A 16,620-nucleotide genomic window follows, 5' to 3' on the forward strand; every position below is an offset into this window, starting at 1 on the left:
TTGCGAAAAAAATCTCCGCATGAGATGCGGAGATAAAAAAGTCGTATACGATATTTTTATTTTTTATGCGCTTTCATCTCGGATATAGAATAACCGAGGATTCCCGCTTTAAATCCTAACAGAGAAAAAGCTGCAGTTTTCTGCAGCCTATAACTGAATATTCTGGACATCCTTTTCAGCATCGCCATCATGCAAACTTTGCAGAAGGTAAGCCTTCAGCATTGTATTTCCGTTTCCACTTTGCACAACATCAAAAGCCTCGGCCACCGCATCTCTTCCAAACACGTCATCGCGCAGCAGCCTGGCAAGCAATGGCACATTTTCGCTTAGATATAAAATCGCGTCTTTGCCATTTTCTTTTAAGAATTCCTTTGCGCCTTCATTTTTTGTGTATGCAGCATACATCTCAGCAGCACACATGACCCTGTATTTCTTATTAACCGCATGTTGAAAAAGAAGTCCTTTTTGCTCTTCGTTGTCTAGATATCTTTCTGCAAGTTGCTGCATATACGAAGCAGTCATACATGTTACTGTGTTTTTTGGTATAAGGATGCTGCTATCTCCAACATTCAGTTTGACGGTGTACGCTGAGCCACGTTTTATTTCATCTGCATGCGAAACAAAAGCGCGCATCAGGCCTTCAGGCATGTGATGTACAGTCATTTCATCTACATACGGGAATGAGAATACGCCGATTGTTTCAACTGATTCTGGAAGAACTATAGAATTTAACTGTTTACATCCAAGAAAAGCCATATCCCCTATCGTTTTTATATTTCTGCCAAAATGTATTGTTTTTAATTTCCAACAATGCATGAAGGCCATATTTCCAATCTTTTCCAACGAATCTGGGAAGAAAATCTCATCCATGCCAGATGACATGAATGCTGAATGTGCAACTTTTTTGCCATCTTTCATTACGAACTTCTGGCGTCCTTTGGAGATTTCCACATATCCATTTACACCATCAATCTCTTCTGTAAGAGGATATCTTTTTGTTTCCATTTTTTGCTCCTTTCTTTATATTTTCTACTGACAATATGCTGGATTTATAAGCGACAAAAAAAGGACCGGCAAAGTGCCGGTCTTGTTTATAAGCTTATAAGTCAAAATCATCTTTGATGCTTTTGGGCTTTGCATTTAATAGCTGCAGAACATATGCCCTCATTTCCAGATAGTTTTTTACACTATCTGACTGTTTATCCAGAAAATTTACTACAAATTGTAAGTCTTCGTGTGTGGATATTACCGAATTGAGGTATATTTTTAGCAGTTCGACATTTTCATGCGCAAAAATCGCGTTAAGTATGTATTTTTCATTTTCGAGCAAGTAATTTTTTAAGAAGATTCCGTTTTTCTCGTTCTTCTCTTCTTCACTCATATGCTCATAGATTTTGATAGCCACTTCTTCCTGCTCATCGTTCACTGCGTAAGCGTGAGAGCCTTTTGTAATCTCTTTTAAGAGCATCTTTTTTTTATTTAATGAACATTTTTTTGAAGATATATTCTTGACCTGCACGACAAATCTTCGTTTATCATCGGCTTCCATCATTTTCGGAATGACATATATGAAGTCTCCCATTTTCATTTCAAGTGCTCCACTATATTTATCCATACAAGATGTGGGGCAGTAAAACCTTGAAGTAACGATTGCTGCGCTTAAAATGGTTGGAAGTTTTCTCAATCCGATTTCGGTGTCGTTAATTTCTATTGCTTTGTTGATTTCTATTGTTTTTTCGCTCATAGTATTTTCCTTTCCTGTTTAGATTTATCTGCAATATGCAGGGTAAAAAATCAAATGGAAAAATCGTATTTTGAAATCACCTTCCTTTCGTTTAGCGCCTGCAAGAGATACGCTTTCATTTCCAGATAGTTTTTTGTTATATCGCCCTTTTTGTCTAGCAAATCTATTGCAAATTGCAAATCCTCTTGAGGAGATATCCGAAAATCCAAATACATTTTTAGCAGTTTAATATTTCCATGCGTAAAAATCGCCTCAAACGTATTCAGCTCTTTGTCAACCAAGTAATTTTTTAGAAGCCTTCCTCTTTTACTATTCTTTTCGTTCGTATCCATTGCCTGATAAATATTGATGGCCGTTTCTTGCATTCTATCTTGAATTGCATACGAGTAAAAATCGATGGAGACATCTTTCAGTGATTGTTTTTTCTTGTCTAAGGATGGCTCTTTCGTAGAAATACCTTCAATTTTGGCAATGAGCAATCGTTTGTTCAGTTTAGTCATCATTTGCGGAAAGTAGCATACAAAATCGCCTATTCTTATTTCGAAAGTTCCGCTGCATTTGGTAAAATCATGTACACGCCTTCTATATAACGGAGTGCAGATTTTCATATCCAAAATAGAAGAAAGTCGCTTAATGGCTACATCCGAATCATCAATCTGTATTATTATTTTACTCACGTTTTTTCTCCTTTTTTTTCCACTTACAATATGTCAGATTTACAGGCAACAAAAAAAAGAATCGTAGCACGCACGACTCTTTTTCTTCTTATTTCTTTCATAATCCAGCTCCAGGTCATCCTCAGCGCGGGTCTCTACTTCCGGTCTATCTTTCTTGATAACTCGCCGTTCCGGCTCGTAGCCAGACTTCGAACGGGGATTCGGGCTCGCGTGCGAAGTTAGAGCAGGAACATTTGACCCGTGGGCGACTTTTTGTCGGCCGGGGATTCCCCGCTCTCCGTTAGCACTTCCGCCTCCGGTTTTCTTTCCTGCAAGCCCCCAACAAATTCTGTCCGACCATTTCTTTTCGCTTTTTTCAGCGTTTTTTTTGCAGTTTTGCACTTCCTGGCCCTCCGTGCCAACGTTCCGGAAAACAGATTGCAGGACTGAAAAGTTTTTGATATAATATGTGTATGGGAAAACTTAAGAAATAAGGCGGCCTATCCTCTCACATTACTTGAAAAATATTACTGACTTCGGAGAGGAGAAAAAAGCTCCCTCCGTTTTTTATTTATTACACAGAGGGGGTGATATACTATGACTGTGACGCTAGATGAGCTAATTGCAATTATTTCACTTATTGTGAATATCGTGATGCTTTGTTACATAATTTTCACAGGAAAAAAGTAAGCCGCCGACTACTGGGAATAGTCCACGGCTTGAAATAAAAGTACACTTATAAGGGTAGACTTCCTGTTTCTTAAGTTCTTCCCTATTTCTATATATCATATTACATTATTTGGCTGAAAAAATCAAGACCCTCTATGAAAAAACAAGGAGTTTTCAGATATGGAACAATGGGATGTCATATGTATCAGATGCGGCAAGCACTTATTCTCCGAACAAAGAGCATCTACTGCCGGCGACATACACCGCCTGCACGAAACAAACGACGAATTCTACGACGAAATTAAGGCTGAGTTTTACTGCACAAAATGCGCAAGAGACCTTGGCTATAACACGGACGAAACAAACGACTGACACAGACAAACATAGCAGCAACAGCCGGCCTTTGGCCGGCTGTTGCTGCGTCCTTTTTCTTCTTCTCTTCTCTCTTTCTTTCCTCCTCTCCTACGCCACTTTGTACACCTTCACATCTCCTTTTTCAAACACACATTTATATATTTTTTTTATCACCTCATCGCTGCACTCATGCTCTTCATACGTCATCCCGTCTTCATAAATGACATAATCAATCCCTTCCTTTTTTACCAGTTCTTTTACTTTTTCTTTGTCTTTTGAGGAATAGATTTCAATCGCATTTGCTGCCCGGGTATCTGTATCATAACCCGCAGACCATGCGTAATATGGCCAGCCGTTATATAACATGATTCCGGATAAGGTGATTTCCGACATGCTCTCTTCTCCCGTCAGCACCAGGTCGTTTTCTTTTACATTTTCTTTTAACCATTCTGTAAGACTGCTGCCTATGTCTATCTTTAAAGCGCGTTTATCTGCGTTGTAGATAGTCAGAAGGTCATAAGCCCCGGTGGCAGTCAGGGTTATCGCCAGCAACACGGCCAGCGTTCTTAAAAAGATGTTTCTGCTTCCCCACAATCTCGTTAGCGCATATGCCCATATCATGTTCAAAAAGATTGTTGAGATGATAATGTACTTGTGATTGACTGCGATATCCGGTGTCATGGAAACTGTAAAGGCAAAAATCACCGGGAACAGAAAAGCGGCAATCATCGCGCGTTTCTTGCCTTTGAATATTACAAGGAAGACAGCCACACCGAGAAAAAAGACTCCGGAAAGCATGATAAGATATAATACTACTCCGCCGGCTGTCTGTTTATCAGCCAGGAACCCGAAATAAAACCTTGTCTTCATCTCATCCTTCATGCTGCTTGCGATTCCTGCAGGCATAAAGAATCTTTTTTGTGCAAAAGACAACGCAATTGCGTTGACAGCCATGATTACATAGTCAAATTTATTTGACGACATAATGGCAAACCCTGCAAGGATTAGCAGTGTGGCAACAACAACTGCACCGTTCCAGAATGCCAGCGCCCCAAGCATTACGCCAAATGCGGCGTCAATCGGCCAGTCAGGAGAAAGAGCCCAGGCCTGTTTGCTTAACAAAGTTGTTTTCATTACAACAGCCACACGGCTCTGCGATACAGCGTTCTTTTTCTCGCTGATTTCTTTCTTTTCGTCCAGCCAGTCCAGACGTCCTGAAAAATACATGATAGGGATAATAGCGATAAGTAGGCCAAACCCCAGGTGCCGCTGATTTAAAAATACGTTGTAATTCCAAAGCCCCCAGTCTTCATGTGCTGTGTAACCGATAAATGATGTATTATGTAAGAAATCACGCCAGTTCCCACTTGCGATTGACTGAATGAGTCTGTCAAATACTGCAATGCTGCTTCGGCAGAAAAACATCAGGACAGTCAGGGCGCCTGCTGCTGTGTTCCCTGTCAGTTCCTGCGTGAAATAAAACAGCAGGACCAGGAACCCCCAAAGAGATGCCGCTGAGATAAGGTTAAATGCCCAGTCAATCCGCATTCCCAGGAATTCCAGGTTCCCAGCCAGAAACTGAAACATGAAATGATATTTGACGTCCTGTCCACCGTAATGCGGATACTGTGTTGGAAAGTTATCATGGAATGAGAAGGAACGAATCATTGCGGTATGCGGGGAATAGTCGCTAAAAACCGTAACTCCGGATTTTAAAATCTCTTTTCCATTTTCTGTATCAATATGGAAAACATAAAACATAGTCCATAAAATAAAACCAAAAAGAGCACCCAGGAGCAACCCTTCTCTTGCAAACAATCGCTTGTTTTGGATTCCTGACTTGTCTTCCGTATGTCGCTTCCCTTTTATTGTTACGAATGCAATAAAGCAAGTTACGGCGATTGCGACTGCATTTCCATAAATCTTTGGATATCTCATGCCAAACATTACTTTCGCGGTATACGATACAAGATATGCTGTCCATCCTGATATCAGGTATCCAATGCCAACAGCCATGGCGAGCCTGCACCATATTGTGTTTTCAGCCTTTCGTCCGACCGGAATCTTTCCGGTTATTCCGAACCCGCATAAAAAAGAGAAAACTAAAAAGATAATCGCAGGCATTACTTGCGCCCCTTTCCAGTATCCGGCAGCAAGGCCTTTTCGTAACTTACGATTTTTTTATTTCGAAGACGGTTTACGGTATAGGTTATATCTACCTCCTGCATTTTAGCCTCCTCATCTTTGCCATACACACGCATCAGTATCTTATCAGGGGTAGTCCAGTCTCCCGACACTGTCAGGCTTTCGTAGATAGGGGCCCCATCGGACCAATCATCCCTGCTTTCATTCATCTTTTCATAGCATTCTTTGCAGCATGGGATAATCCAGCCGCGGTCATTGATGATTGGCGTGTCCATCTTTCCACAATGGACGCATACACTGCTTGAGATGCTGTTGTACTTATCAATGATATCTTCTGCTTTACAGTTTTTCGGCACTCCACCAAGGTAAATCCTCAAATCTCCATATTTCTCTTTTGCCTGCAGAATCTGTGCTGTATACAGACAGCTACAGCGGATAAACTCTGCTCTCAACTCCTCACACAGTTCATGCCCAAATCGAATGACCCACCCTTCTGGAATATCGCCACTCCATGCACTCAATATTGGCGGGGTCTCTTCCTTTTCTTTTTTTGAAAGTTTTGTCCCGGTATACCAGTGCGTTTTTTCTTCCAGGAACGGGTACCGTTTTTTTATCTGGTCCCAATAGCGTTTTTGTATGACCAGTTCTTTTTTATTTTTGCGTTTTGCTTTTGACATTTTTTGCTCCCTTCTTTTGAATTTTTTAGATATATACAATATGCAAAATTTCATGGAAAGCGTCCAATTTTTGCGGGATGTCATTTTTGGCACAGCAGCCAGATTAAGGAAATACATCAGTATACTGATATATTTTTAGAGGCAAGAAAAAAGAGCGCCGCTTGTCGCAATCGCTCTTTTTCTTACTTATTCTTCCATTCCTCTTGCCGGCAACATCCCGCTTCCATCTTCCTTCTGATATAGCTCTGCCCGGCCCGTCATTCCCATATCCTTGAAATATCCATACAGGAAATCCCGCTGCTTTTTAGTCAGTGGTCTCTGATTTGTTACCAGATAAGCTCCAGTTAAAGACGGGTCATGGACCAGCGCCCAGCCTCTTCTTATCAGTTCATCACGGCATGGCGGATAAGTGCCCTCTCCAATTAAGTCCCTGCATAATTCCTGTGCAGCCAGTTCATGCGTTCCCCATTCAGACGGATAAAAGACACCATTCGGAGAAAGCCAGCCATATTCTTTTTCTACGATTTTTTCCATTTCATCTTTTTTTGTTTCCGTTGCTTTTGGTAGTCCGTTTTTCAGGTAATCATCGACGCAGGCATTAAGCGCGTTTTCATCCAAGTTATCGTTCAGCAATTCCATCAGGTCACTTGCATTCAGCGGTTTTTTGGTCCGACTGTCACAGATGACCAGCATACCCCGGATATCGTCGCTGTAGCATTCGACCGGAAGACACTTTGTCATGTAATAGATGCTGTATTTATATGCTGGATATTCACTTATTTCTGGGTATGTAAGAAAATTTGTTTGCATATGTTCGCAACAGTAAAAAAAGTAATAAGCAAATCCCGGCTCGTAAGTTTCGCAACCGCCCTTTCGGTCCAACGTGACACTTTTTTTGCTGCAACCGCTTTCTCTGTGGAACTTGCAATATTTGTTCTTGCATTTCAGTTTTGGCATATTCTTCTCCCTTTCTTTATTCTTTATATTTTCAGATACAATATGCTGGTTTTTGACATTCACTGAAAAGTTTGCAACAAAAAAAAGCGGCCGGTGCAAAGCACCGTGCCGCTGTAGCATTCAGTCGTCTGAATGTTCGCCAAAAATCTCAAGCAATGATAAGAAAAGATTGACTATATCCAGATATATATCCATTGCACTGCCAACCGCATTTGAAACTGTGTATGGGTACATCTGAGAACGCGATACATCATACGAAATGTAAAAACTAAAAATGATTGCGCTAGCCCAGGAAATCGCATTGCTTTTCATTCCCATGAAAAGCATTATAACCTCAGCCGCAATGAGCCCCATTAGTGCCATAAACAACAAGCTTCCAAGCCTGTTGCAGAACTGCGGGTTCAGGACTGCGAAAAACGTCATAGTCGCAATAATCAACGTTGCAACCAGAAATGCTTCCGTCACCACTTCGGAGCCGAGTCCGCCGTATTCCTGCACTGCAACGGAAATCACAAACCCGCTTGGCAGTACAATCAGGTTATATCCGACAAATCCGGCTACAGGATTCGTAGATACCGCAGACATTATACATCCAACAATCACACAGACCAGATAGGCCAGGAAGAACGCAACAGAATTCACCGTTGTTGCCATATTGCTACAAAAGAGGCAAATCAGAAAATTTGCCACCAAGCCGTACAATATCATGCCAAAAATCGTAGCATTATATTTTCTTGCCGTAAGAATCCTTCCGTCATATGACTGAAGCCGCGCTTCCTTTCTTCTTTTGCTTAAACTTACCATATTTCTTTACCTCCATTCTTTGTTTTCCGGCACAAAAACGCACCGATATTTTTACATCATTTAATATGCAAAATCCGGCGTGTTGTTGTAAAAGCCTTCCTCTAGTCGGCCACCGGCCTCTCTCAACATACGGCGCATATTCGCACAGCACATAAAAAGAATGACAAAAAAGCAGAATTCAGAAAGTAAAAAAAATAGTAGCAAAAAAGAACAAAAAAACAGGAACAAAGAAGGCAAAAGCAAAAACAAACAAAAAAAATAAAAACAAATAAAAAGCGAAAATAAAGAAATAAAGATAGAAGCAAAGAGAAAAACAAAGAGAAAAGAAAAAAGATAACAAAAAGAAAGGCAAAAAGAAGAGCCTGCAGCGCGTAGCGCTGCAGGCTCGATGTGTGTCAAGATGGAATTTTTGTGTAGGTGTCGGCGACATTGGAGGGGAAATTCGCTGTATTATAGTTTCCATTGAAGGTTTCACCGGCGGTGTTCTGCCAGATGCCGGAGAGTGTATAGTTTGTTCCAACGAATTTGAAGGTGGTGCCAGTGGTGAGGCTGGTGAGGGCGGTGCACTTACAAAACATATAGACCATATCAGTTACATTTGATGTATCGAATGATGAAAGGTCAAGACTCTTTAAATTGTTGCAATCATTAAACATACCGTTTAAACTTGTTACATTTTTTGTATTTACTTTTGATAAGTCTATATTCGTTAATTTTTTACAACCATCAAACATACTGCTCATGTTTTTAGCAGCAGTTGTATCAAACGTAGAAATATCAAGCGTGGTTAATGCATCGCACTCTTTGAACATCATTCCAAAATCAGTTACATGCGATGTGTTAAATGGAATAATCAAAGATGCTAAGGAAGAACAATCTTCAAACATTCCAGATTGGCCATAAGTAGAAAAACTGTTACCATTATACTTGGAAGAGCCGCCCATCGTTGTTACATTACTTGTATCAAAGCTTGACAAATCTAATTTTACAAGGTTACTACATCCATAGAACATTCCGTCCATACGTGTCACATTCTGCGTATTTAACGACGTCAGATTCAAGCTTGTCAGGCCAGAGCAGCCGCAGAACATGGAACCCATATACTTCACTTTATGTGTATCCAATGGCGTTAAATCTAGACTAGTCAGACCGGAACAACAGTAGAACATGTTACTCATATACGTCACGTTCTGTGTATTCAGTGGCGTCAAATCCAGGCCTGTTAAACCAGAGCAACTGGAGAACATATAACTCATATCCGTCACGTTCTGTGTATCCAGCGGCGTTAAGTCCAGACCGGTGAGACCAGAACAGCCGAAGAACATGGAACCCATATCCGTCACGTTCTGTGTATCCAGCGAAGTCAAATCCAGACTTGTCAGGCCAGAGCAGTCGTAGAACATGCTACTCATATTTGTTACATTCTGCGTATCCAGCATCTTTAAATCGATTCTTTGAAGTTTGCCTCTATAGTAAAACATATCTCTGCTGTCTTTCGCCGCCTGTACTTTTACACTTGGAACCTGTGTAGACACTTTCATGACCGTCCCAGCATCATCATCCAGCCATGCGACAACGCCTCCGTCTCTGTCTGCATCAACATCAATGGCTTCTTTTGTTTTTGGCTTTGCTTCATCGGTAAAGATGATTTCAGTTACGGCGTCTGGGATTAAATAATTGAAATCATTATATTTTTTTTGATAGCTGCCATTATACCCTTTAATTTCAAACGTCATCTCTTTCGCCCACAAATCCAAGTCCCCGGTCAGCTCGACCTGCGGCACACCGTCATTAGAAATCATTACCCTGTTTTTACATGACTCATCGCTATACCATCCAACCCCGGTCCCTACCGCCTCTTTATAACTCCCCTCCACAATTTGCCCAGAAGAGTTATAAACCACCATATTCTCATCAGTCCCGTCGGCAAACTTCAGTCCGTTCCCGTGGAACGTGACGGTATATCCCTTCGTGCTTTTACTCGGCTTTTCGGTGCTTAGATACATATCTGGAATTTCACGCTCCGCATTGGTCAGCCCGTCATCCCATTTCTTGGTGATGGTCACGGTCCCGGTCGTCTTGTTGTCCTTGAAGTCATAGATGCCTTCCCCATTTTCCGCGTCAGCTTCAGCATCACCCTCTTTGCTGTCCGCTTCGTCTGTCTTGTCTACTTCATCTTTACTCCTGGTACCCCCCCCCCGAAATATTCTGACTATTCTGATTACTTATATCTGCGGCATAAGTCTCAATCACCAGCCCATGCCCGCTTCCAGACAGCATCGCTGCGCCGGCCATCACTGCCGCAACCAGTGCCATCCCAGCAGCCATCTTTTCAAACATACATCTGTTTCTCATTTTATTCCTCCTTCTTCTGAATCAATCTGTATATGTCTAATATGCAGAAAAACGCAAAGAAGGTTGCATTTTACAAAAATATTGTGTATACTACAATTAGTTTCGAGAGGAAAACGTATAGTATAATATTTATGATACCGCGAGCTATGCTCGCGTGTACCAGTCTATCGATGATGTAAAACCCCTTTTGGAACAAGATGCCCCAGAACCCGCTTGCGGGTTCTGGGGCATCTCTGTATCTTCTCTTTATCTTTTTCTTTTCTCTTTTCCATTCTAAGACTCATCCACCCCGCAGTCGTTCCCTACTTCTCCATCACCTCCACAACAACATACGAATTCGGAATCCCTTTTGCGATTTCTCTTTCGTCATTTCTTTTTTCGTCATACACCGGCCCGAATTTGTCAAACTTCGTTAACTGATATCGGTATACGCCATCTGTGCACGGCGATACGATGACAAACTCTTCCGCATCCGGACTTCCGTCTTTGCTGTACATGGAAGCCTGTGTTGAAGCAATCAGATTAGCCAGCGCGGCGCGCCGCAGGGTTAAAGCATGGAACCACTCCTCCGCTTTCTTGTCGTCTTCGAACAACTCCTTTCCGGTAATGTGCGGAAGCGGTGGAATCTTTGGGAAATTATCTTTCTGCATATTTTTGTCTCCTTTCGTTCTTCTTTTGAGGTAATATGCAGAATGCCAAAAGCCTTAAGAAAGCCAGTTCTGCACGAGTTTCCAGTACCTTCTTTCGCCTTCATCGTCAGTAATCTCATACATAGTTTCGGCGTATTCCATCCAGGCCGGAGGCATCTTTCTCAGAAATTCACGTGTTTTTTTGGGATATAACATAGCAACACAGCGATGCTCCAGTAAAGATAAGGCTTCCGTGATATTGCTGTCAGGAGTTTGGTTTATATCGTCCGGCGTACGGCTCCGTAGCCAGTCTATCCAGTCCATATCTGTAAAATGATTAAATTCGCAACATTTTCTCTCAAAAGGCATTTCCGCAAAGACTTTATAGTCAGCACCCGGCAGCAGGACTATGTTTTTTGCACCTGGAAGGAATATTTCGCTGAACCGTCCATTTTTACCCACTTTTCTCATCGTTTTTTTTCGCAACAGGCCACAATTTATGAGGTCCGCCACCGCATCAGTGATTTCCTGCCTGGAGACGATATTAGAAACCCCGGAACCCAGGGTCAAATATATCTCTTCGGTTATGATTTTTTCTTCCCAGTCATACGCGTCTTTCTCCGGCCACTCTTCTCCCTCTCTTTCTACAACCATTTTCAGGATGGTCCGGTGCAGCAGGCTTCCACAGGTTTTCAGTTTCTTGAGCCTGGATTCAATCTTCTTTTTTAAGGCCTCTTTCTCCTCATAGTATTCTTCTGTCACTACCTCATCCCATGTTTCAAGCGCAACAGAATCAACCGTTCCTGTCATATGTTTTTTATAGCTTTTATCGCCAAAACCAATCGTTATGTGCACGGAATCGTTATTGATGATTATCTTTATATTCTTCTTTTCGTCTTTGTTGTTTTGCTGAAAAGCAAGGCATTTTCGCAGTTCTCCAGCGTTTTCATTAATAAACTTTGCAGCTTGCTTCTGGCCGTAGTTTTTCCGCGTTCCAATCTTTCCTTTCTTGTAGATAAACGGAAACTGATAATACTGGAAACTAATTTCCCCGTTTCGGCTGATTACCATGTTTGTGAGCTTGTGCCTGATTGGTTCTCCCTTTTCTGTATCGTTGTTTATCACTGCATTTGCAAGCCAGAAATACCGTGAGCAGAACCAGTCTGTATATGGTATGAATTCCTTATCTACGACGACATCCGGATGAGACTTTATAATGTCCAGGATTCTTTGCTTGATATCTGTTTCTGTTTCTTTATCTGGTATAAAATCGTAAGAGTCACGCTTCAGCACATCCAATATCTCTTTTTTCATCATATCAACTGTCCAGTTCTTGCTGTACATTAGGATTGTTTCCCTGACATGCCCGATGCTGTTGTTTTTAAGCACTGGCTGTATCATAACAGTGTAAGTCACAGACTTTTTAGTAGTATGTACTTCTGAGGATATGTCGACAGACTGGAAAATGGATTTTTCTGAAAAAACAATCCCCTGTGTGATTTTGCTTAATGCTGATTTAAAACGCTGCGTCTCCATTTTCTGTAGATTTTTTTTGTCCGCCTGAGGGTTCTTCTTTTTCTTCTTTTTTTGCTGCGTTTTTTTATTCACAATTGGTGCCGTATTAGGCTTTGCGGCCTTTTTATGTAGCTCAGATTCTATGCTTTTAGGCTTTTTTTCTGTCATGCCGTTCTCCTTTTTTTTGTGTTTTTCTATCTGCAATATGCAGAATATTTGCCTTTGCCAGCGAAAAAAAATACAAAAAAAATAGCAGGCGCTGACGCATCTGCTATTTTTTAACTATGCCTACAGAGCAAACCTATCTTCTTCGGCTTTTGCTGCGGCTTCTGCCTCCTCGCTTCCAGCCTCTGGTACGCCTAACGCTGCTGAAAGTACATCTTTTAACCCCATGCCGGCCTGCGGATTTGAAGACTTTTTTGTATCCTCTTTCGCCTCCTGGGCTGGAGTAAAATTTACGGAATCACATGCTGCCGGAGCGACCTCCGGGCCATCGGTTGAGACCATCGGTGTGGTCTGAACGCCTGATTCGGTCACATCGTCATCGTCGTCATCATCGAGAGAGAATTCGTTGCTGTTAACCTGCTGTTTTGTCGTATTTGTTAAAAAATTGTTCTGATTCTCCTGATTTGTTTTTGCCCGTGATACGGTCCCAGAAGTGTCTTCTTCTTTTGCATAATCAAAGCATTCTGGCTTGGCTGCTGCCGCTGGTCTCCTATACTCTACATCCGCAGTACTGGAGTTCATCTCTTCCAGGATTTCCATGACCCTGGACGCTTTCACTTCAATGATGACCGGCTCTTTTTTCGGCATTTCTGGCTGCTGTCCCATTTGACGAGACGGATGAGCCTGTGGAGTCTGTGGTTTCAGTCTTAAGATACAGTCTTTTACAGAATCTGCAATCTGTGAGACATTTCCCACTCTTTCATACGCATCATAAATGTTTCTGACAGTAAGGCCTCCGCACGGCTGGCCGTTAAGTCTGATGTTCACGGCTTCAGGTCCGAATTCAATATCGTAGTCTTTCAGCTGCGGGTCATACTTCAGAAGTATTGAAAGCACGTTGACAAGTTCTTCCTTTGGCATTTTCTCTAATTTACTCATAGTTTTTTTCCTTTCTTTTTTCTGATATTTTTTTACTTTTTTAATATGCCGAAAAATCTGAGACATAAGAAATCAGCTTGTCAGAATCATTACCAGCGCATAACATACACACATTAACCCGACAATGATGGCCGGTGCAGCACCGACTGTCCGGAACAATAAGCATACCACCCCAAGACCCGACAACAGAAACCCCGCCAGCATTGTTTTTGCTCCTGCTTCTTCTTTATCCATACAGCACAGCATAGCAATCCCACCAAGGATTACCACGATGCCGAGACATAAAATGATAACACACGCTTTAATTAGCATATCTTTTCCTCCTTACATTTATTTTCTCTTGTCTGCAATATGCTGAATCTTGCGTCCTTTTTTCTTCTTTGCGGAAATTTTGCATATTTTTTACATCACCAAAAAAAGAAAGGAGTAAGAAATGCAGATTCTTTACAAACAGGCAACGAAGCAGTATATACACTACGATGCCTCTGCGCGCAGGTCTGACCTGGTAAGCGATGTTAATGAAGCGACCGAGATGGCGAATGACCTCGCTGTATCGATTCTCAACAGATGCAGTAAAAAATTAAAAGGATTTGAGAGTATCCCTGCTGAATCCGTGAAAAAATCAGCATCATCAGCTTTGCCAAACAGTTCAGTTAAAATCATCAAAACTCCGCGCAGACGTTTTACAGCGAAGGAACGCCGCGATATTTACATACGGGACAAAGGCACTTGTGGCATTTGTGGAAGATTCGTGCCGCCTGATAGTTTTACCGTTGACCATATCGTTCCGATATCTAAAGGAGGAACCTATGATTACAGTAATCTTCAGTGCTGCTGCCGCAAATGTAATCAATTAAAAGACGATGCCCTCCAAGATGATTTTTTCCAGGTCATGCTTTCTGTTGTAGACTATCAAATCTCAGATAAGCACAATAAAAAGATTAAAAAAGGCATCAAAAAAATTTACAAAAAAGCATACAAGTCATCTAACTTATCGGCGAAAAAAAATAACAGCAAAAAAAAGAATAAAGCAAAAAAGAACTGACCAAACAGCCTCACGGAAAATATCTGTGAGGTTGTTTTTTGTGGGAAATATCTTGAAAAATGTCTAATTTTCACAAAACCGTTATATTTGATAACTCCCCGGCTTTGCCGGAGTCGCTACCAATTTGCGCAGCAAATGTCAAGCGAAGCCGTCAAACTGAGCGCAGTACGGCTTTGGCCGCTGACCAACGAAGCCGTAAGGCTGAGTGCAGAGCATAAATTGATTGACGTGACATTGTGCAGTTGCTATACTGAAAATAATGAAAAGAAGGGATTTTTTATATAAATGAAAAAATATATAAAGTATACTGAAAGTAATGGTAAAGAAGTAAATAAAGAATACTCAGATGAAGAGGTTGTTAGGGTATTACAGCAACAGCAAGAGATTCAAAACAAAAGCCATACGCAAATGGCCGTAATGTTTGGCCTTGATTTCGACAGAAGAAATGTTGACGTTTTGAAGATTGTATTATTTAACGATAAACCGACAGACAAAAATACTTTCACAGTTTATATCGCAGATGCCGACATTCTTACAGATAAAGCAGAGTGGTCTGCATTTAGTGGGCATATCGAAGGATTGCTTATTAATACATTTCCTGAGAAGCATCTATACCCTCTAAAAGAGAGATGGCATATTATGATACAAAAATTATTCTTCGATTTCTATGATGATGACCCAGGGCAAGGCTCTTCATTATCTCCAGATGTAGACATTGACTATAAAAAAGAGAAACTGATAGACAGTTATTCGCCTGTTAACGAAATACATGATTTACCATACGATGACAATATTTTACTTATTGAAGTTGAAGATGTCATTAATTACCTGGGCAAACGTCTGGAATGTATAAAAGTGTGTATTCAGTCAGGCGGATTTTCCGAGAAGTATGATGATTACTTGTATTCTATCATCATACAAATGAATCAATTGCACAAAGATGAGTACTGCGAAATCGATATAAAAGAATTCCTGGAAAAATATGATGGGATTGAGAAAATAAAACAGACAGCGCAATATGTCGGGGATATCATTTCAAAAGAATGGCCTGAAATCAATATATTTGTCGATTGTACGGTAGATAAGGACGATTAAAAAATAAGAGCAGGCTTCGCCTGCTCTTAAAATGCTTGTGTACTACTATTTTTCAACCATATGTCTTTTGGGCAAATCTGATTTTGTCTGCATGTCCGGATAAGTCTTTCCTTCTCTAAAATGTCGCCTGCAAAGAGAAATATAACTCTCATTAGCGCCAACCATCACCTGCTTTCCTGCCCGGATAATTCTTCCTTTCTCATCAATCCTTGCATTACAGCGGGCGCCTTTGCCACACCAGCAGACCGTCTTGATTTCTTCAATCTTGTCTGCCCACGCAAGCAGCCACTGGCTGCCCTCGAAAAGATTCTGTTGGAAATCAGCACGCAGGCCGTAACAGATGACCGGAATCCCGAGGTCATCCACGATGTGAACAAAAAACTCAATATCGGACTTCCTACAGAACTGCGCTTCATCAATAATGAAACAGTCATACTGTTTAAGCGCTGCATCGTTCATCTGAACCAATTCTTCAACGCTGATACACGGCTGCTCCAACCCAATTCGGCTATGCATTACACCAATCTCTCTCGTGTCTGTCAGAGGTTTTGCAAGCAGTGCTTTTTTGCCTCTCTCATTGTAATTGTAAGCGACCATAAGTGCATTTGCGGTTTTAGAGCTGCCCATGGCGCCATAGCGAAAATAAAGTTTTGCCATTATTTTTTCTCCTTTTTTTATTGTGATTTGTTATGGTTTCACATTTAATATGGTGGATTTTGCGTACATAAGAAAAAGTTGTTTTACTTGGATTTTTTAGGATTTAAAGCGGGAATCCTCGGTTATTCTATATCCGAGATGAAAGCGCATAAAAAATAAAAATATCGTATACGACTTTTTTATCTCCGCATCTCATGCGGAGATTTTTTTCGCA

The 16,620-nt window shown here is 41.3% G+C and carries 17 protein-coding genes; 3 read left to right on the forward strand and 14 right to left on the reverse strand.

The genetic code is table 11. From position 1 onward, the window contains the following. Nucleotides 1-147: 147 nt before the first annotated feature. The 3 genes from DMI82_RS18895 to DMI82_RS18905 all read right to left on the reverse strand — a co-directional run bounded on the left by DMI82_RS18895 (nucleotide 148) and on the right by DMI82_RS18905 (nucleotide 2,421). Entirely contained in the window at nucleotides 148-1,005 is an 858-nt protein-coding gene (locus tag DMI82_RS18895) for a leucine-rich repeat domain-containing protein (protein WP_110104248.1), read from the reverse strand. Between the two features lie 94 nt (nucleotides 1,006-1,099). Beyond that, nucleotides 1,100-1,744 (reverse strand): hypothetical protein, encoded by a 645-nt coding sequence (locus DMI82_RS18900; protein WP_110104249.1) that lies wholly within the window; start codon nucleotides 1,742-1,744, stop codon nucleotides 1,100-1,102. Nucleotides 1,745-1,794: 50 nt separating this feature from the next. Next, nucleotides 1,795-2,421: a hypothetical protein gene (locus tag DMI82_RS18905; RefSeq protein WP_110104250.1), complete on the reverse strand. Its 627-nt coding sequence runs from the start codon at nucleotides 2,419-2,421 to the stop codon at nucleotides 1,795-1,797. Between the two features lie 828 nt (nucleotides 2,422-3,249). On the opposite strand from DMI82_RS18905, the gene DMI82_RS18915 reads away from it, so the two are divergent. Continuing rightward, nucleotides 3,250-3,441, forward strand: coding sequence for a hypothetical protein (locus DMI82_RS18915; RefSeq protein WP_110104252.1), 192 nt, complete (start codon nucleotides 3,250-3,252; stop codon nucleotides 3,439-3,441). A gap of 90 nt (nucleotides 3,442-3,531) precedes the next feature. Here the strand turns inward: DMI82_RS18915 and DMI82_RS18920 are convergent, their stop codons facing one another. From DMI82_RS18920 to DMI82_RS18960, 10 genes are all read right to left on the reverse strand, one after another. Further along, on the reverse strand, nucleotides 3,532-5,439 hold the full coding sequence (locus DMI82_RS18920; protein WP_146207186.1) for a hypothetical protein: 1,908 nt from the start codon (nucleotides 5,437-5,439) through the stop codon (nucleotides 3,532-3,534). A 107-nt stretch (nucleotides 5,440-5,546) separates the two neighbouring features. Continuing rightward, entirely contained in the window at nucleotides 5,547-6,245 is a 699-nt protein-coding gene (locus tag DMI82_RS18925; RefSeq protein ID WP_110104254.1) for a hypothetical protein, read from the reverse strand. A gap of 186 nt (nucleotides 6,246-6,431) precedes the next feature. Beyond that, nucleotides 6,432-7,202, reverse strand: a complete 771-nt coding sequence (locus DMI82_RS18930) for a hypothetical protein (protein WP_146207187.1) — start codon at nucleotides 7,200-7,202, stop codon at nucleotides 6,432-6,434. A 120-nt stretch (nucleotides 7,203-7,322) separates the two neighbouring features. Further along, entirely contained in the window at nucleotides 7,323-8,006 is a 684-nt protein-coding gene (locus DMI82_RS18935) for a Bax inhibitor-1 family protein (RefSeq protein ID WP_110104256.1), read from the reverse strand. A gap of 395 nt (nucleotides 8,007-8,401) precedes the next feature. Next, on the reverse strand, nucleotides 8,402-10,072 hold the full coding sequence (locus tag DMI82_RS18940; RefSeq protein WP_110104257.1) for a BspA family leucine-rich repeat surface protein: 1,671 nt from the start codon (nucleotides 10,070-10,072) through the stop codon (nucleotides 8,402-8,404). Nucleotides 10,073-10,184: 112 nt separating this feature from the next. Beyond that, nucleotides 10,185-10,361 carry a hypothetical protein gene (locus DMI82_RS19980; RefSeq protein WP_158526521.1) on the reverse strand — a complete coding sequence of 59 codons (177 nt, stop codon included), beginning with the start codon at nucleotides 10,359-10,361 and terminating at the stop codon, nucleotides 10,185-10,187. Nucleotides 10,362-10,663: 302 nt separating this feature from the next. Continuing rightward, nucleotides 10,664-11,011, reverse strand: a complete 348-nt coding sequence (locus tag DMI82_RS18945) for a hypothetical protein (protein WP_110104258.1) — start codon at nucleotides 11,009-11,011, stop codon at nucleotides 10,664-10,666. 54 nt (nucleotides 11,012-11,065) lie between these two features. Then, nucleotides 11,066-12,334, reverse strand: a complete 1,269-nt coding sequence (locus DMI82_RS18950; RefSeq protein WP_146207188.1) for a hypothetical protein — start codon at nucleotides 12,332-12,334, stop codon at nucleotides 11,066-11,068. A gap of 459 nt (nucleotides 12,335-12,793) precedes the next feature. Beyond that, nucleotides 12,794-13,609 (reverse strand): hypothetical protein, encoded by an 816-nt coding sequence (locus DMI82_RS18955; RefSeq protein ID WP_146207189.1) that lies wholly within the window; start codon nucleotides 13,607-13,609, stop codon nucleotides 12,794-12,796. A 72-nt stretch (nucleotides 13,610-13,681) separates the two neighbouring features. Continuing rightward, entirely contained in the window at nucleotides 13,682-13,921 is a 240-nt protein-coding gene (locus DMI82_RS18960; protein ID WP_110104261.1) for a hypothetical protein, read from the reverse strand. A gap of 121 nt (nucleotides 13,922-14,042) precedes the next feature. Here DMI82_RS18960 and DMI82_RS18965 point away from each other — a divergent pair, with 121 nt between their 5' ends. Together DMI82_RS18965 and DMI82_RS18970 are read left to right on the forward strand one after the other, a co-directional pair. Continuing rightward, the gene (locus DMI82_RS18965; RefSeq protein WP_199579987.1) at nucleotides 14,043-14,654 is read left to right on the forward strand and encodes an HNH endonuclease; all 612 of its coding nucleotides are present in this window, start codon (nucleotides 14,043-14,045) and stop codon (nucleotides 14,652-14,654) included. Between the two features lie 285 nt (nucleotides 14,655-14,939). Next, on the forward strand, nucleotides 14,940-15,749 hold the full coding sequence (locus DMI82_RS18970) for a hypothetical protein (RefSeq protein ID WP_110104262.1): 810 nt from the start codon (nucleotides 14,940-14,942) through the stop codon (nucleotides 15,747-15,749). A 45-nt stretch (nucleotides 15,750-15,794) separates the two neighbouring features. Here the strand turns inward: DMI82_RS18970 and DMI82_RS18975 are convergent, their stop codons facing one another. Continuing rightward, the gene (locus DMI82_RS18975; protein ID WP_110104263.1) at nucleotides 15,795-16,406 is read right to left on the reverse strand and encodes a thymidine kinase; all 612 of its coding nucleotides are present in this window, start codon (nucleotides 16,404-16,406) and stop codon (nucleotides 15,795-15,797) included. Nucleotides 16,407-16,620: the final 214 nt, after the last annotated feature.

Origin of the sequence: Blautia sp. BCRC 81119 (assembly GCF_003184505.1) — a bacterium.
GTDB classification, from domain to species: domain Bacteria; phylum Bacillota; class Clostridia; order Lachnospirales; family Lachnospiraceae; genus Blautia_A; species Blautia_A fusiformis.

Coding starts and splice junctions, on each gene's coding strand:
- DMI82_RS18895 (WP_110104248.1), bottom strand. CDS start 1,005: ATGGAAACAAAAAGATATCCTCTTACAGAAGAGATTGATGGTGTAAAT.
- DMI82_RS18900 (WP_110104249.1), bottom strand. CDS start 1,744: ATGAGCGAAAAAACAATAGAAATCAACAAAGCAATAGAAATTAACGAC.
- DMI82_RS18915 (WP_110104252.1), top strand. CDS start 3,250: ATGGAACAATGGGATGTCATATGTATCAGATGCGGCAAGCACTTATTC.
- DMI82_RS18920 (WP_146207186.1), bottom strand. CDS start 5,439: ATGGCTGTTGGCATTGGATACCTGATATCAGGATGGACAGCATATCTT.
- DMI82_RS18925 (WP_110104254.1), bottom strand. CDS start 6,245: ATGTCAAAAGCAAAACGCAAAAATAAAAAAGAACTGGTCATACAAAAA.
- DMI82_RS18930 (WP_146207187.1), bottom strand. CDS start 7,202: ATGCCAAAACTGAAATGCAAGAACAAATATTGCAAGTTCCACAGAGAA.
- DMI82_RS18935 (WP_110104256.1), bottom strand. CDS start 8,006: ATGGTAAGTTTAAGCAAAAGAAGAAAGGAAGCGCGGCTTCAGTCATAT.
- DMI82_RS19980 (WP_158526521.1), bottom strand. CDS start 10,361: ATGAGAAACAGATGTATGTTTGAAAAGATGGCTGCTGGGATGGCACTG.
- DMI82_RS18945 (WP_110104258.1), bottom strand. CDS start 11,011: ATGCAGAAAGATAATTTCCCAAAGATTCCACCGCTTCCGCACATTACC.
- DMI82_RS18950 (WP_146207188.1), bottom strand. CDS start 12,334: ATGTACAGCAAGAACTGGACAGTTGATATGATGAAAAAAGAGATATTG.
- DMI82_RS18955 (WP_146207189.1), bottom strand. CDS start 13,609: ATGAGTAAATTAGAGAAAATGCCAAAGGAAGAACTTGTCAACGTGCTT.
- DMI82_RS18960 (WP_110104261.1), bottom strand. CDS start 13,921: ATGCTAATTAAAGCGTGTGTTATCATTTTATGTCTCGGCATCGTGGTA.
- DMI82_RS18965 (WP_199579987.1), top strand. CDS start 14,043: ATGCAGATTCTTTACAAACAGGCAACGAAGCAGTATATACACTACGAT.
- DMI82_RS18970 (WP_110104262.1), top strand. CDS start 14,940: ATGAAAAAATATATAAAGTATACTGAAAGTAATGGTAAAGAAGTAAAT.
- DMI82_RS18975 (WP_110104263.1), bottom strand. CDS start 16,406: ATGGCAAAACTTTATTTTCGCTATGGCGCCATGGGCAGCTCTAAAACC.